Genomic DNA, 16,241 nt, shown 5'->3' with positions numbered 1-16,241 from the left:
TCAGGCGGCAGCCTTCAGCGTCGAGGCACGGCAGAGCAGCACCCGGCCTCCACTGATCTTCACCGGAATGACGGGCGTGCAGCCCTTGTCCTCGCCCTGCGCTTCGCCGGTCGAAAGTGCGATCTGCCAATTGTGCAGCGGGCAGGCGACGCTGTGGCCGTGGACGATGCCCTGGCTGAGCGGTCCGCCCTTGTGCGGGCAGCGATTGGCGAGCGCGAAGATCCTGCCATCGGCGGTGCGGAACACGGCGATCTCCTCGCCGCCCGCCACCGGCACGGTTCGCGATCCGCGCACCGGGATCTCGTTGACCCAGCCGATATCGATCCAGTCCCCGATCATGTCGATCACTCCGCTGCGACAGCCGTCATCGGCTGGAATTCGGCCATGTGCCGGTGAAGCTGATGGTCGGCACCCGCCGCCCGCCCGGCCCATGGATCGTCCTGCGAGAAGCTCTGCGAATGCAGGAAGCGCCGCGTCAGCGCGATGCGGTTGCCCTCGTCCTCGACGAGCCGGCTCTTCACATGATCGAGGCCGACGCGCTCCACCCACGGCGCGGTACGCTCCAGATAGCGTGCCTCCTCGCGATAGAGCTGGATGAAGGCGGCGCACATATCCATGGCCTCCTGCTCGGTCTCGACCTTGCAGAGCAGGTCGGTGACGCGGACCTTGATACCGCCGTTGCCGCCGATGTGGAGCTCGTAGCCCGAATCCACGCAGACCACGCCGAAATCCTTGATCGTCGCCTCGGCACAGTTGCGCGGACAGCCGGAGACGGCGATTTTGAACTTGTGGGGCATCCACGATCCCCACGTCATCTTCTCGATCTTCACGCCGAGCCCGGTCGAATCCTGCGTGCCGAAGCGGCACCATTCGGAGCCGACGCAGGTCTTCACCGTGCGCAGCGCCTTGCCATAGGCATGGCCCGAGACCATCCCGGCGGCGTTGAGATCGGCCCAGACGGCGGGCAGATCCTCCTTGCGGATGCCGAAGATGTCGAGCCGCTGGCCGCCCGTCACCTTCACCATCGGCGCGTTGAACTTCTCCACCACGTCGGCGATAGCGCGCAACTCCTTGGGGCTGGTGAGGCCGCCCCACATGCGCGGCACCACCGAATAGGTGCCGTCCTTCTGGATGTTGGCGTGGAGACGCTCGTTGACGAAGCGGCTCTGCTGGTCGTCCTCATACTCGCCGGGCAGCGCGCAGAGCAGATAGTAATTGAGCGCCGGGCGGCAGGACGAGCAGCCATCCGGCGTCGACCAGTGCAGCTTCTGCATCGCCTCGGGGATCGATCGCATGGACTGCGCGACGATCTCGCGGCGGACGTCGTCATGGGTGAAGCTGGTGCATTTGCACATCGTCTTCGGCCCGGTCTCGACCTCGTCGCCCAGCGTCAGCGCGAGCAGAGTTTCGACCAGCCCAGTGCAGGAACCGCAGGAGGCCGACGCCTTGCAGGTCGCGCGCACCGCATCGAGGCTGCAGGCGCCACCCTGGATCGACGCGACCACCTTGCCTTTGGAGACGCCGTTGCAGCCGCAGATTTCCGCATCGTCGGAAAGCGCCGCAACGGCCGCCTTAGGGTCCGCCCGCCCACCCCCGGAGGCGTAGGCCTGGCCGAAGATCAGCATGTCGCGCAGCTCCGCGACATCCTCGGCCTTGCGCATCAGATCGAAATACCAGCCGCCATCCGCCGTATCGCCATAGAGCACCGCGCCGACGACGCGATCCTCCTTCAGCACGACGCGCTTGTAGATGCCGCGCGAAGCGTCGCGCAGCACGATGTCCTCGGTGCCGTCGCCGCCCGAGAAATCGCCGGCGGAAAAGACGTCCAGCCCCGCCACCTTGAGCTTGGTGGAGATGACCGAGCCGCGATAGCCGCTCGGCGTCTCGACCAGCCCGTCCGCCAGCGCGCGGCACATCTCCCACAGCGGCGCGACGAGGCCATAGACCATGCCGTCATGTTCGACGCATTCGCCGACCGCGAGGATCGCCGGATCAGACGTGACCATATGGTCGTCCACCTTGATGCCGCGCCCGACCTCCAGCCCGCAATCGCGCGCCAGCGCCACCGAGGGGCGGATGCCGACCGCCATCACCACCAGGCTGGCGGGAATCTCGCGCCCGTCCTTCAGGCGAACGCCCTCGACCTTGCCGTCGCCGAAGATCTCGGCGGTGTCGGCGCCGGTGAGGATCGTCTGGCCCCTGCCTTCCAGCGCGGTCTTGAGCAGCCATGCCGCCGCTTCGTCGAGCTGGCGCTCCATCAGCGTCGGCATGATGTGCAGCACCGTGACCTTCATGCCGCGCAGCGTCAGGCCGTGCGCGGCTTCCAGGCCCAGCAGGCCGCCACCGATCACCACGGCGTCGCCGCCACCCGTCCTACTTCCGGCTTCCGCCGCCGCCAGCATATGATCGACGTCGTGCATGTCGCGGAAGCTGATTACGCCGTGCAGATCGCGCCCCGGCACGGGGATGATGAAGGGATCGGAGCCGGTCGCGATCAGCAACCGGTCGTAGGAGACGGTGCGGCCCGATCGCGACGTGACCGTCTTGCCCACGCGATCGATCGTGTCCACCGGATCGGAAACGACCAACTCGATGCCGTTGTCGGCATACCAGGCGCGGTCATTGATGACGATCTCGTCGAACGTCTTCTCGCCCGCCAGCACGGGGGAGAGCATGATGCGGTTGTAGTTCACGTGCGGCTCGGCGCCGAAGATGGTGATGCGGTAGCGCCCGGCGTCGCGCGCCAGCAATTCCTCCACCGCGCGACACCCGGCCATGCCGTTGCCGATGACGACGAGATGCGGAAGGATACGGGCGGCGGCCTGATCGACCACCGCCTCCTCTCCAACGCTGTCGTGCCTCTGGAAATCCATGCCTGCTGCTCCGGAAATGAAAAAAGCCGCCATCCGGACCTCGCTTGTTCAGCGACGTCGGGATGGCGGCCTTGCCTGCATCGTGGACCGGCGGATGTGCCCGCCGGGGCGATGGGCCGGTGCCATCCCGCTCTGGATGGCTCCGGCTATGATCGATCGGGCGTCCTTGCCCGTTCGAAGGAGATGATGACCCGAATCGAAGTCCCGCTCAAGTACCGATTTTGCACTGCGGCAAAAATCACAGCAACCAGTCCAGCTGGAGCCAAATCTTGCGCGTATCGGTGAACAGCCGGTCCGCGCGATAATCGGCGTAACGCACCGAGACCGTGGTCTTGCCGAGCTTCGCGGATGCGAGGGCGTCCCATTCGTTGCCGTAGTGGAGGCCGAGCCGGTCGCTGGTGAAGCGGTGATAGATCGCCTGCAACGTCACCGCCTTGGCCGGCCATGCCTGCTTCCAGCCGAGGCCGGCGCTGCCGTAGAGGTCGCGCACGCCGTTGGCGGGTGTGGTCAGAAACTTGTCCGCCCAGCCCTGGAACTTGAAGCCGGTGGCGAGCGGCGTCTGGAAACTTGTGAATGCGGTGCCGCCTTCATGCCCATGCGCCGCGCCGAGCACTTCGTAGCCGGCATTGAGCTTGAGCGACGAGACGTCGAGCGTGCCGTCGATCAGATAATAATCGGCGCGATAGTTGTTCGGGTTCCTGTGCCAGTCCGACTGAGTGGCGTAGCTCGCCTGATAACCGAGCTTCACCGCCTTGGAGAAGGCATGGGTGCCGGCGAAGCGGGCACCGTAGGTCTGGCTGGAAAGCGCGAACTTCTGAACGGCGAACTCATCCTCGTCGATCAGGTATGCGAAGCCGGTCAGCGTGCCGATCGGCGTCGCGTAGGAGAGGCTGGCCAGCACGCTGTTGCCGGAGATCGCCTGCTGGCGCGCGGCATTGCCGTCGATGCCCCAGATAGTCCGCACGCTCCACACATAGGCAATGTCGGCCTTCAGCCCCCTTATCGGGCTCGCTTCCACCCGCACCGCATCGAAGGTCTGGCCATTGTCGCGGAAGTTGACCGCGCCGACGAAGCGCTCGTCGTCGAGCACGATGCGCTGGCGCCCAGCGGTGACGGTGACGTCGTTCGCCTTGTACTGGATCTGCGCCCGGTAGAGACCGATTTCCTGCGGATCGGCGACCAGCGGGCGGTTGCTCGCGCCGTGCAGGCCGTCGTCATAATGGTCGATTGCCGCCAGCGTCCCTTCGCCCTCGATCAGCGTCGACCATGGCCCGTCGCTCGCCTGCACGCCGCCGCGCAGGCGGAAGGTGAGCGCGTCGGCGTCCTTCTGAAGCCCATCCTGATCGACATTTTCCTACCGCGCGCGAAGGTCGGCGAGCGGCGTGAGGGTGACGGATTGGGCACAAGCAGGCCCTACGGCGGCCAGCGCGGCGGCCGTTGCGATGAATATCTTCATGGATGCCCCTTGGTCGGCCCGGCGGGCGGCATCCGTGTGCCGCCCGTCCGGTCGGTCAGCTCAGATTCGGATGCCGTTGGCCGCCGCCTCCCACGTCGCGCGCCAGCGCCCCTTGATCGCGCTCAGCGCCGCCACCGCCACCAAAGCGAGGCCGGCGAAGATCAGGAAACCGGGCGCGAAGCTGCCGGTCAGTTGCCGGGCGAAGCCGAGCGACGAGGCGAGGTAGAAGCCGCCGACCCCGCCCGCCATGCCGACGAGTCCGGTCATCACCCCGATCTCGGCCCGGAAACGCTGCGGCACCAGCTGGAACACCGCACCGTTGCCGGTGCCGAGCGCCAGCATCGCCACCACGAACAGGCCGAGCGCGCTTGCCAGCGTCGGCGCCCCGCTCACCCCGGCCAGCGCGGCGGCGGCGACCAGATAGACCATGGTCAGCGTCTTCACCCCGCCGATCCGATCGGCCAGCGCCCCGCCCAGCGGCCGCACCAGCGATCCGGCGAACACGCAGGCGGCGGTGCAGGTGCCGGCCGTGACCGTGGTCAGCCCGAACTGATCGGTGAAGTAGATCGGCAGCGAGGCGGCAAGGCCGACGAAACCGCCGAACGTCACCGAATAGAAGAGCATCAGCCACCAGGCATCGCCCTGCTTCAGCGGCTCCAGATAATCGATGAAGCGCTTCGGCGCGGGCGCGTTCGGGGCATCCTTGGCAAGCGCCAGATAGACCACGAAGACGATCGCGAGCGGAATGCAGGACAGACCCAGCACCGTGTTCCAGCGGAACAGCTTGGCGAGCATCGGCGCGAACAGCGAGGCGAGCACGGTGCCCGAATTGCCCATGCCGGCGATGCCCATCGCCTTGCCCTGATGCTCGGGCGGATACCATCGGCTGGCGAGCGGCAGCGCGATCGCGAAGCTGGCCCCCGCGAAACCGAGGATCACGCCCAGCGCCAGCGTACCGCCGAAGCTGTTCACTCCGGCCAGATATGCGGAGAGCAGCCCCGCGATCACGACCACTTGGCTGATCGCGCCCGAACGCTTCGGCCCGATACGATCGACCAGCAGGCCGTTCACCACCCTCAGGATCGCGCCCGCCAGCGTCGGCGTCGCCACCATCAGGCCCTTCTGCGCGGCGGTGAGGTGGAGGGTCTTGGCGATCTCAGGCCCCAGCGGCCCGAGCAGCACCCACACCATGAACGCCAGATCGAAATAGAGGAAGGCCGCGATCAGCGTGGGCCTGTGCCCCGCGCTCCAGAAGCTGCTGCCCCCGCTCTCCGCCTTCCCGTCCTGCCAATAGGCCGTCGCCATATCGAATCCCCTGTCGAAGTGCGTTGGACATGAAAAAAGCCGCCCCGACCCCTCGCGCATGGCGACGGCCGGACAGCGGCTTTGCTGATCTGATGGAGACGGCCCCGGCGCTGGGGCGCTGCTCCGCTAGACGCGCATCCTTGCGCGACGCTTCAAGACTTCATCGAATCGTCTCATTTCGCAAGTGCAAAATTTCTCATCACCCGAAGGATCGCAAATATCCCTCGATATCAGCAGGATCGAACGTCTTGCCGTCGAAGAATCGATCGGGACCAAGGATCAAGCCCGCACTGTGCGATCCAACGCCCATCGGCTTGGACAGCGCGCCCTCCACCTTGAGGCTCGCGCCCGGCATCGGCGCGCCCGTATCGGCCAGCGCGCGCCGGTAGATGTCGGAGCGGAAGACATCCGCCGCTCGGGCTTCCGCCTCAGGAGACGGTTCCGCCATGCCCCAGCGGACCAGCTGCGAATAGATCCACAGCGCATGGCTGCGCCACGGGAAACCGACGGCCTCGCGGTGGAACAGCATCGTCGCGGGCACCTCGACTGGCGCCTCGCCCGATCGCACGATCAGCCGCCCGGCCAGCGTCGGCAGCATCGCCTCGGCGTTCTGTCCGACATACTCCCTGCGCGCCAGAAGCTCGGCCAGCTCGCCATGATGCGCCGGGTCGTCGCACCATGCCGCTGCTCGGTCGAGCGCGATCAGCAACCGGTCGACTGTCTCGGCATTGGCGTCCATCCATTCGGTGCGCATGGCCAGCACCTTCTCGACGCCGCGCTGCCAGACCCGCGCGCCGACCATCACGATCTCGGCGCTGCCGGCCTGCACGGCGACGGTGCTCCACGGCTCGCCCGCGATGAACCCGTCGATCTCGCCGGCCTCCAGCGCCGCCGCCATCAGCGACGGCGGCAGGACGCGCAACACGAGGTCGCGATCCGGATCGATCCCGGCATAGCCCAGCCAGTAGCGCAGCAGCAGCGCGTGGCAGGAAAAACGATGGACGATGCCGATCACCGGCTTGCGCCGGTATAGGCCGATCGCGGCGGCGAAATCGTGCGCGGTGGCGATCGGATCCTCGACGCGCCGCGCGATATCGGGATCGAGCGCGGCCGCGAACACCGTGCCCATCACGAAGATGTTGCCGTTGACGCTGAGCTTGAACGGCGCCGAGATCGATGCCGGGTGCTGGCTTAGCCCCAAGGTTACAGCGATCGCCAGCGGCGCCAGCATGTGCGCGGCCTGCACCTGCCCGTAGACCAGCCGGTCGCGCAGCGTCGCCCAGCTTTCGGAGCGGATCAGATCGAGTTCGATCCCCTGTTCGGCGGCGAACCCCTTCTCGCGCGCCGCGACCAGCACGGCGCTGTCGGTGAGCGGCAGGAAGGCGGCGGAAATCCGGGTCATGCGCCATCTCCCAGAAGATCGCTGGCGGTGATCAGCGCCTCGGCCACCTCGACGATGCGACGCCCCTGATTCATCGCGGTCGAGCGCAGCAGCGCATAGGCGTCGGGCTCGGCGAGGTTGCGGCTCTTCATGAGGATGGCCTTGGCGCGATCTATGGTCTTGCGATCAGCGATCACCGTCCGCGCCTCGTCCAGTTCGGACTGAAGTTTGGCGAAGGCGTTGAAGCGACGGATGGCGAGATCGAGGATCGGCTTCACCCGCTCCTTGCGCAAGCCATCCACGACGTAGGCGGAAACGCCGGCGTCGATCGCGGCGCCGATCATGTCGTCGTCCGAATGGTCGACAAACATCGCGATCGGGCGGGCCAGCGCGCGGCTCACCACCAGCATCTCCTCCAGCGTGTCACGGCTCGGCGATCCGAGGTCCATCAGCACCACGTCGGGCGCGAGGCGCTCGATCCGGGCGACGAAGCCGCCGCGCGGCGGGACGATGTGGATATCGTCGAATCCGGCTTCGGCGAGGCCATCCTCGAGGATGCTCGCGCGCAGCCCGGTGTCGTCGACGATCACGATCCGCAAGGACAAGCCACCCCGATTCCGCAGTCGCGAAGAAAGTGTCGGCGCGAACCGGCGCCGTCAATCCGCCTCGCAATGCGTCACCGGATGAACAAGGGATAGATTGAATAATATCGCTCTACGATATATTAGCCCGCTTCATGAACCTTCATGCCCCTCACCGCCTCCGCCACCGCCCGCTCGGCGATCACAGCGCGGACTGGCGGATGCTGCTGCTCGCAGCGATGGCGATCGTGGTGGGAAGCGGCGGCGCGCTCGGCGCCTGGACTATTCTCAAGCTGATCGCGCTCGCCACCAACCTTTTCTGGTTCGGCAGGTTGTCCGCCGGGCCGGCGCTGATCACCGACAGCCCCGTCGGCTATGCGGTGGCGGTCATCCCGGTGATCGGCAGCCTGATCGTCGGCGTCATGGCGCGCTACGGATCGGACAAGATCCGTGGCCACGGCATTCCCGAGGCGATCGAGACCATCCTGTTCGGCGAAAGCCGTCTGTCGCTTAAAGTCGCGTTGCTTAAACCCTTGTCAGCCGCGGTTTCGATCGGGAGCGGCGGCCCGTTCGGCGCGGAAGGGCCGATCATCATGACCGGCGGCGCGATCGGATCGCTCTTCGCCCAATGCTTCCAGTTGAGCGCCGCCGAGCGGAAGACCCTGCTCGTCGCGGGCGCCGCCGCCGGCATGACCGCGATCTTCGGCACCCCGCTTGCCGCCATCCTGCTGGCGATCGAAGTGTTGTTGTTCGAGTGGAAGCCTCGCAGCTTCGTGCCGGTGGTGGTGGCCGTGCTGGTCTCCTTCGCGTGGCGACCGTTGCTGATCGGCGCAGGCCCGATGTTCGCGACCGCCTCCGGCCAGCCGGCCGGCCTGTGGGTGATTGCGGCCGCCGGCGCGCTCGGCCTCGTCGTCGGGCTGGAGGCGGCCCTGCTCTCCGGCACGCTCTATCGGGTAGAGGATCTGTTCCACCGCCTGCCCGTCCACTGGATGTGGTGGCCCGCGATCGGCGCGATCTTCGTCGGCATCGGCGGCTTGGTCGATCGCCATGTGCTGGGCTCGGGCTATGCCAGCATCCAGGCCTTGCTCGACGGCAGCCTCGTGACCCGCGTGGTGCTCGCCTTGCTGTTCGTGAAGGCGATCGTCTGGCTGATCGCCCTCGGATCGGGCACGTCGGGCGGCATTCTCGCGCCATTGCTGATCCTCGGCGGCGCGACCGGCTGTCTGGTTGGCCACGTCCTGCCAGGCGATGCGGGTTTCTGGGCGATGATCGGCATGGCCGGGATCATGAGCGGGGCGATGCGCGCGCCAATGACCGGTGCCCTCTTCTCCGCCGAGCTGACTGGCCACCTCGACGGCCTGCCCGCGACGATCGCTGCGGCAGCCATTGCCTATGCGGTCAGCGTGCTGATCGCGCGCCGATCGATCCTGACCGAGAAGATTGCGCGGCGTGGGCGCCACATCCTTCAGGAATATACCGTCGATCCGCTGGAGTTCCTGCAGGCCGGCCAGCTGATGACCCCACATCCGGATGCCCTGCCCGGCTCCATGACGGTGGCCGCAGCGAGCGACCATTTTGCCGAGGGGGCGAAACATCGCAGCTATCCGGTTGTCGACGCCGAAGGGCGGCTGCTGGGAATGGCCTCGCGAACCGACGCGCTGCGCTGGCAGGTCGAGGGTGTCGATAGCAGGACAAGCCTCGCTGAGACGCTATCGGACGTTTCGCAACCGTCCGCCTATCCGGAGACGCCCTGCGGCGAGATAGCCGACATAATCATCGAGACGGGGGTCGGCCGCATACCCATCGTCGATACGGCCCATCGCGTCGTCGGCATTCTCTCGAGACAAGATCTTCTCAAGGCGCGGAGCGCTCATCGGCACGCCGAAACCGCGCGCTCCCGCTTCACGAAAGCGACTTGATCAGGAGCATATATCGCTTCACGATACTTATGTCGTGACGCTATACGCACCAGCAGGGGGACCGCGATATGCTTGTCGTGTCTGCCAACTGCATGCTCCAGGTATTTGGCGGTATCATAGCAGCCGCCCTCGCGGCCTGGGTCGCATGGCACGTGTTCAAATGGGTGCGGTTCCCCGAGCTTGGACCCTGGCTAGTGTTCGTATCCTTGTTCATCATCTCCGGCGCGGCACGGCGGCCGTTCGTCCAGATGATTATGCTGTTTCTCGCCATCGGCGCGCTCGCGCTGATTCCCGTCGGCAAGGTTTGGCGAGAACAAGACCGCCTGCGTCGCATGCTCCAGAAGCTTGCAACTCACCACTCCAACAATCGGCTTTAGCGAGAGGATAGGAAGATCAGAGCGTCCCGATCAGTTGCGTCAGCAATGGGCGAATTCGCCGAAGCTCATCGCGATGCACGCGCGACAAGGATGCGAGCAGCGCGCCGCCCTCTGCGGTCAATTCGATCGGCACCTGGCGCTTGTCTGTCTTACCCGCGAGACGACGGACCAATCCCAATCTCACCAAACGATCGACATGCTCGCTCGTGCTATGCGGCTTCAGCAGAAGATGTTCGGCCAACTCCCCCACGAGCATCGAGCCTCCTGAGGCCCGAATCGCCAGAAGAGCCTGATGCTGCTGGGGTGTGACGCCTGACGATGCGGCGGCTTGCTCGCTGAAGTGCAGGAAGCGGCGCAACTCGTGACGAATGCTCGCCAGGGCTTCATAATGACCGTCGCTTAGATCTTCGTCCATTAGCGCCTTCTACGGCGACGACGGCCGAGATGCACCACTGCCGGCACGTCCGTCGGTAGGACTACGTCTACCCGCATCTGTCACAGCGAGATGCCCGAAGCGGAGGTCCGCTTTTGGAAGATCCAGGATGGCGCGCGTATGGCGGCAATTGGCGCGCTTAACCGAATGGCTGCTCATATTCTGACTACGTGTTGGCGGGAATTCGTCAAGATCACGAACGACGCGGGGCACAATCGGATCTGACAGCCACTCTCCTGTTTTTCATCCCGCGCCCGTCGAGGATTTTCCGTAGAAGACCGACGAGAAGAGCAAGGATCAGCGTTTCTGCAAAGAATTGGCCTTCAGAAAGGAAGGAGATGGGAAAGGGCCTCGCGATCCAAAAGCTGAACAATGCGAAGGACGCCGCCCTGCCGTCGAGAAACAGCAGGAAAAGGACAAACCAGCCAACAGGATGATGCGTTCGGCGCATGAGGTCCGGCCATAGCAGCGCGGCCATGAACCACACAGCGCATACCGGCTCCAAAAATGTCAGATAGATATAGGTTCGGACATGCCAGCCGTAGGGCGGCAGGTAGAGCGGGACGGGATCCGGAACGCCCGTATATCTGACGATCGCGTCCAAACCGTTTTGCATCGCCGGCAGCAGCACGAAATAGCCTAGCGCACTGGCAGCGGCGATGGCGATGGCCAAAAGCAGATCGGCCTTCCCACCGCCGCGCGTCCCGCGTGCGATCAGCAGCGCCGCAGCACCTTCATAGAAATTCGTCAGCGCCTTCGGCAGCTGTCCGTCGAGCACGGGCAGCCAATTCAGCCCCTTCGTACCGTCGACAACCACCCAGTTCATCACGATTGTGCGAAGCGATTCTGCGGTCGCCGCGATGGTCGTGCCGGCTACAACCGCTGCGACGAGCAGACTGCTGCGATCGAGCCACCACCCGGCGCGACGGCAAAACAGAACCGCCGCCGCATAGCGTGTGACCTGACCCAGACGGGAACCGCGGTGTCGTAAGGATAAGGGATGCCGAGACAGTTGATCGCAAGATCGTGCACACCCTGCGACAGGATGGCGATCGCAGGCAACGCCGCGGCGAGGATGGCCCAGTCGCCCGGCCGAAGAGCGGGTCCCGCATGCCGGCTCGCGGCGGTGTCTTCACGCATTGTGAAATCTCCCGTCAGAGGGGGGCGCACTTACGTCGGCATGGTGGCCGAGGAGTTGATCGCTGCGGCATTCGTCGATCGGCGGCGCATGAATCCCCGCCCACCCCTTTTAGATCAAGGCTGGGGACCAGGGGTCATAGGTCAGCGCATAGCCGCTGCCTGCACGGACGATCCGGCCCACTGTCGGCATGTTGAAATGCATGCCCGTGACGGCAAGCTTCTCGTCGCTCACCCGGTCGAGGATACGCCGTCGCGCTTTTGCCGCAGCGTCCGGATCGGCGTCGAAGGCGATGGTGACCTCGGGATGATCGATTTGGACATGTGGGAAATGAACGATGGCGCCCCAGATCAACAGGGACTCGCCCCGGTCGCTCAGAAGATACCCGGTATGGCCAGGCGTATGGCCCGGCAGGGCCACCGCATCGATGCCGGGCATGATGCTCTCCCCGCTGAAGAGAACGAGCTTGTCGCGATAGGCGCTGAACACATTGGTCGCGAGGTCGAAGAAGCGTCTGAAGCCGTCGGGGGCGCCCGCCCTTATGCTATCGTTGGTCCAGAACGCATGTTCGACCTGATGAACGAACAGCCGCTGCACATTTTGGAAGAGCGGCTGCGCCAGCGGCGCTGCCAATCCGCCGATATGGTCAGGATGGGCATGGGTCAGCAGGATCGTGTCGATCTGGAGAGGATCGACGCCTGCAGCCACAAGCGCGGCGGGAAGCCGGCCGCCCCATCCGTTGAAGCCGCCAGCGCCGCCGTCGATCAGGATCGTGTTCTGCGTCGTCTGCACGACATAGACGTTGATGTTCATGCGTGGCAGCTGCGATATGTTGTGCGCGGCGAGCACCGCTTCGGCCTCGGCCGTTTCGATCCCCGACAGCACGTCGAACGATACGTCGAGATAGCCGTCGCTGATCATGGTGACGAGCATCTCACCAATTCTGCGACGGTTGACGCCGGGGGCCTGGAACTGGGGCAGAAGCATGGACCGATCTCCGAATAGGCACTCGGCCCAGACGCCTGTCCCCATGGGGACAGGCGAGCCTGATCGGCCGCGCGTGGATGGTGTCCGCTTGCGTCCATCGTCGATCCGCCTGCGGGTGTGATCGTTATAGCGGGGCGGCGTCGCTCCATCGCGCGCCGTTCGGGATCGACATTGTAGCGATGTAAGCGACAATCGGAGCCGTCTAAGCCGCGATCCTCTCTGCCAGGAAAGGTGGCAATGCCTGTGCCAGATGATCGATCGCTGCCCGTGTTCTGGCCGGTAAGAACTCGCTTTGCGGCCACAAAGCCATGATATCGTATGCCCGGCACGGGATCGTCAACGGTTCCACCAAGGCACCGCTCACCACATGAGGGCCGGCGAGCCAATGGGGGAGGCTCGCAATCCCATGGCCTCGTATCGCGCTATCCGCCAACAGGTCGAAATCGTCGAAGCGCGCCTTGCCGACCCCAGTTATGAGACCGCGCACAGCGGGAGCGTCGGTCGACATTCGCCACCGCAAACTCCGTTCCTTGGAATAGACGAGCATCTGATGTTCCTCCAACTCGTCAACGCGCGATGGCACGCCATGCGCCACCAGATAGGCAGGTGCCGCATACAGCCCCATCCTCTGCATGCCGATCTTTCTGCCGACGATGCCGATCGTATCGAGCGAAGCGCCGATGCGGATCGACATGTCATAGCCTTCGTCTATCAGGTCGATCGGCCGGTCGGTGAGCGACAGCGAAAGCTTCAGATCGGGATATCGGGAAACCATGTCCATCAGCAGAGGACCGATCGCGTGGCGCCCCAGAGCCGACGGCGCCGAGACCCGGAGCACTCCGGCGGGCACCTCCCGACTAGAGGCAAAAATCTGTTTGGCGACCTCTAACTCCGCCTGGGCGCGCTTTGCGTGTTCCAGGAAGATATGCCCGTCCTCCGACAGCCCGAGCTGACGGGTGGACCGATGAAACAACCGAACACCAAGATCGTCTTCGAGCCGGCCTATCGCCTTGCCCACGGAGGAGCGTGACAGATTGAGTTTCCGACCCGCGGCGGCGAAACTGCCCGTATCAACGCTGGCGAGGAAAATCGTGACGAGGCTTTGTGCGTCGAGCATGTTCGAGGCTTAGCGGGAAACCCAAACCGACGACAGTTCACCGGGCGGCGTATTTTTTGGAGCTCATCCCCTCTGGGCATTTGAAAGAGCAGTCGGTCTGCAATTAGGAGTCTCCCTCCACGTCGGCCACGACTGCAGTTGGGCGCCTTTGAGACAGGGCTGCTTCTTAAACACCTTCGCGAGATCGCTCGCACCGTCATGGGCCACGGCTTCGCCATCCAGCCGCCGAGGGCGGCCTACGTCCATCTGGACGAACTCCGGCTGCTGCATCTGATCGCCGATGCCCAGGTCGGGACGATCGACGACGGGATGCCGCAACCGCTTCGGAGCATCATCACGGACGCCGCTGCCGCCCTGTGCGCTTTCGGGGTCGCACTGCATGCCGATGCCGAAAGGCTTTCTTGATAATGCGTTTGACTCGCAAAAATGGAGACGGCATGGAGCCGCGCGTCGGGGCAAGAAGGGCATGAACAGATGATGACGGCGTTCCGGGCGCAGGCTTTTTCGCGATCCCGCCAGGTGATCCTGCTGGCCGGTATAGCCTGCGCGGCGCTCGTCGCGCTCCCGGCCATGGCCGCCGATCCGGATGCGAAGGACAAGCAGGGCAGCGACATCGTCGTCACCGCCGCCAAACTGAAGGAAGCCCAACTCAACGAAAGCGCGTCGGCGACCGGCCTCGATCTTTCGCTCCGCGAGACGCCGCAGTCGATCTCCGTCATCGATCGTCAGCGGATCGAGGATTTCGCGCTGACCAATATCGCCGACGTGCTCGATCAGGCGGTCGGCGTGAACGTCAACCGCAACGAGACCGATCGCACCGACTACACATCGCGCGGCTTTGACGTGACTAACCGGCAGGTCGACGGGATCGGCGTCGCGCTGCAGGGCGGCGTCCAGTTCGGTGATCTCGATACCGTCCTTTACGAGCGCGTCGACATCGTCCGGGGCGCGAACGCGATGATGACGGGCGTGGGCAATCCGTCCGCGACGATCAACTATCTGCGCAAGCGCCCGACCGCGCAGTTCCAGGCCAATGTATCGGCCCAGGGGGGATCGTTCGACATGTGGCGCATCGAAGGCGACGTATCGGGCCCGCTCAATGCCGCCGGCACGATCCGCGCCCGCGTGATCGATGCGCATGAGGAGCGCGGCTCCTACCTCGACTACAATCACACCAATCGTGATGTCGGCGGCGTGCTGCTGGCGGCGGACATCACGCCGGACCTGACCGCCACCATCGGCTATTCCGCCCAGGACAACCGCTCGCGCGGCGTGATCTGGGGCGCGCTCCCGCTGGTGTTCAACGACGGCAGCCGCATCCCGTACAAACGATCGGCCAACACCGGCCAGCCCTGGACCTACTGGAACAACCTCGACCAGACCGCCTTCGGCGAGCTCGCCTGGAAGGTAGGCGGCGACTGGACGCTGCGCGGCGTCTTCACCTATCACGATCTCAAGTCGAACGCGCGGGTGCTCTATGCGTCCGGCGGCGAGATCGGGCCGGATCCGGCGACCGGCGAGGGCATCCAAGGCTATTCGTCGCTCTTCCGCGATCGCTACAAGCAATATCTCGTCGACGGCTATGCCTCGGGCAGCGTCGAATTGTTCGGCCGCCGCCACCAGCTCGCCTTCGGCGTGTCGAGCGGCTGGGCGCCGCAGACCGAGGCCGACGCCGATACCGACGCCACCCTCGATTATGGCGACATCCGCCAGCTCGCTTCGGCGCGCTTCCCGGTGCCGACCTATGGCCCGATCACGCGGGAGGGTCATCTCGAGGACCATCTGACCCGCGTCTACGGCGCCGCGCACATCGACTTTGCGGACCGGCTGAAGGGCGTGGCCGGTTTCACCGCGATCTGGCTCGACACCACGGGCGATTCCTACGGAACGGACGAGGCGCGCAGCAACAGCAAGGTCAGCCCCTATGCGGGCCTGCTGTTCGACCTGACGAAGCACCTGACGGTCTATGCGAGCTACACCGACATCTTCAATCCGCAGGTCGAGGTCGCCTCGACCGGCCGGCGGCTCGATCCAGCCAGGGGCAGCAGTCTCGAGGCGGGTATCAAGGGCGACTGGCTGGACGGCAAGCTCTACGCCACCGCCGCCGTGTTCCGCGCCCGCCAGAGCGGCCTCGCCACCTTCGCCGGGACATTCGACGGCACCAACGGCAACGGGCCGATCGGCGGATCCTTCTACACCGGCCAGACCACGACGGCGCGCGGCGTGGAAGCCGAGATATCAGGCCGCGTCACCGATCGCTGGATGCTGGGCGGCGGCATCACGCACCTGCACCTGCGCGACGACACCGGCGCGGATGCGCGTCTTTTCGTGCCGCGCGGCACGCTGAAAGTGACCGCCACCTACCAGATTCCCGAATGGCACGACTTCAAGCTGGGCGCCAATTTCCGCTATCAAAGCGCGGTGCGCGGCAACGACGATTCTAACGGACTGCCGATCCGGCAGGGCGGCTATGCCACGCTCGATCTGCTCGCCGGGTTCAAGATCGCCGAGCATGTCGAAGCCAGCGTCAACATCCGCAACGTCACCAATGTCAGATATCTGAACTCGGTGGAGTGGGGCCAGGCCTTCTACGCCGCACCGCGCAGTGCGATCGGCACGCTGCGCTTCAGCTATTGAGTTGGGCGCCCGTGCTGCTTTTCCCCCAATCTGGCAA

The 16,241-nt window shown here is 65.1% G+C and carries 14 protein-coding genes and 1 pseudogene; 4 read left to right on the top strand and 11 right to left on the bottom strand.

Going from position 1 to position 16,241, the window contains the following annotated elements; translation table 11 throughout:
• The 6 genes and pseudogenes from nirD to QGN17_RS02880 form a co-directional block, all read right to left on the bottom strand.
• Entirely contained in the window at positions 1 to 339 is a 339-nt protein-coding gene (gene nirD / locus QGN17_RS02905) for a nitrite reductase small subunit NirD (RefSeq protein ID WP_281045130.1), read from the bottom strand.
• Positions 340 to 344: 5 nt separating this feature from the next.
• A complete protein-coding gene (gene nirB / locus QGN17_RS02900) occupies positions 345 to 2,873 on the bottom strand; it encodes a nitrite reductase large subunit NirB (protein ID WP_281043013.1) in 2,529 nt (842 codons plus the stop codon).
• Between the two features lie 238 nt (positions 2,874 to 3,111).
• Positions 3,112 to 4,329 (bottom strand): annotated as a pseudogene (locus QGN17_RS02895) (hypothetical protein).
• Positions 4,330 to 4,389: 60 nt separating this feature from the next.
• A complete protein-coding gene (locus tag QGN17_RS02890) occupies positions 4,390 to 5,634 on the bottom strand; it encodes a nitrate/nitrite transporter (RefSeq protein WP_281043012.1) in 1,245 nt (414 codons plus the stop codon).
• Between the two features lie 199 nt (positions 5,635 to 5,833).
• Complete coding sequence (locus QGN17_RS02885; RefSeq protein WP_281043011.1) at positions 5,834 to 7,036, bottom strand: CmpA/NrtA family ABC transporter substrate-binding protein; 1,203 nt, start codon at positions 7,034 to 7,036, stop codon at positions 5,834 to 5,836.
• Entirely contained in the window at positions 7,033 to 7,614 is a 582-nt protein-coding gene (locus tag QGN17_RS02880; RefSeq protein ID WP_281043010.1) for an ANTAR domain-containing response regulator, read from the bottom strand. The genes QGN17_RS02885 and QGN17_RS02880 overlap by 4 nt, the downstream gene beginning before the upstream one ends.
• 137 nt (positions 7,615 to 7,751) lie before the next feature.
• Here QGN17_RS02880 and QGN17_RS02875 point away from each other — a divergent pair, with 137 nt between their 5' ends.
• Positions 7,752 to 9,515: a chloride channel protein gene (locus QGN17_RS02875; RefSeq protein ID WP_281043009.1), complete on the top strand. Its 1,764-nt coding sequence runs from the start codon at positions 7,752 to 7,754 to the stop codon at positions 9,513 to 9,515.
• 68 nt (positions 9,516 to 9,583) lie between these two features.
• On the top strand, positions 9,584 to 9,892 hold the full coding sequence (locus tag QGN17_RS02870; protein ID WP_281043008.1) for a hypothetical protein: 309 nt from the start codon (positions 9,584 to 9,586) through the stop codon (positions 9,890 to 9,892).
• Between the two features lie 16 nt (positions 9,893 to 9,908).
• On the opposite strand, the gene QGN17_RS02865 is transcribed toward QGN17_RS02870, so the two are convergent.
• From QGN17_RS02865 to QGN17_RS02845, 5 genes are all read right to left on the bottom strand, one after another.
• Positions 9,909 to 10,307, bottom strand: coding sequence for a MarR family winged helix-turn-helix transcriptional regulator (locus QGN17_RS02865; RefSeq protein ID WP_281043007.1), 399 nt, complete (start codon positions 10,305 to 10,307; stop codon positions 9,909 to 9,911).
• 211 nt (positions 10,308 to 10,518) lie between these two features.
• Positions 10,519 to 11,151, bottom strand: coding sequence for a hypothetical protein (locus QGN17_RS02860; protein ID WP_281043006.1), 633 nt, complete (start codon positions 11,149 to 11,151; stop codon positions 10,519 to 10,521).
• A 47-nt stretch (positions 11,152 to 11,198) separates the two neighbouring features.
• Positions 11,199 to 11,465, bottom strand: a complete 267-nt coding sequence (locus QGN17_RS02855) for a hypothetical protein (RefSeq protein WP_281043005.1) — start codon at positions 11,463 to 11,465, stop codon at positions 11,199 to 11,201.
• Between the two features lie 109 nt (positions 11,466 to 11,574).
• A complete protein-coding gene (locus tag QGN17_RS02850; protein ID WP_281043004.1) occupies positions 11,575 to 12,450 on the bottom strand; it encodes an MBL fold metallo-hydrolase in 876 nt (291 codons plus the stop codon).
• Between the two features lie 202 nt (positions 12,451 to 12,652).
• A complete protein-coding gene (locus QGN17_RS02845; protein WP_281043003.1) occupies positions 12,653 to 13,567 on the bottom strand; it encodes a LysR family transcriptional regulator in 915 nt (304 codons plus the stop codon).
• 198 nt (positions 13,568 to 13,765) lie between these two features.
• On the opposite strand from QGN17_RS02845, the gene QGN17_RS02840 reads away from it, so the two are divergent.
• Together QGN17_RS02840 and QGN17_RS02835 are read left to right on the top strand one after the other, a co-directional pair.
• The gene (locus tag QGN17_RS02840) at positions 13,766 to 13,972 is read left to right on the top strand and encodes a hypothetical protein (protein WP_281043002.1); all 207 of its coding nucleotides are present in this window, start codon (positions 13,766 to 13,768) and stop codon (positions 13,970 to 13,972) included.
• Positions 13,973 to 14,044: 72 nt separating this feature from the next.
• Complete coding sequence (locus tag QGN17_RS02835; protein WP_281043001.1) at positions 14,045 to 16,204, top strand: TonB-dependent siderophore receptor; 2,160 nt, start codon at positions 14,045 to 14,047, stop codon at positions 16,202 to 16,204.
• Positions 16,205 to 16,241 lie beyond the last annotated feature (37 nt).

It is taken from the genome of Sphingomonas oryzagri (assembly GCF_029906645.1).
GTDB lineage: Bacteria > Pseudomonadota > Alphaproteobacteria > Sphingomonadales > Sphingomonadaceae > Solisphingomonas > Solisphingomonas oryzagri.
This window is presented reverse-complemented; position numbering and strand designations above follow the sequence as displayed.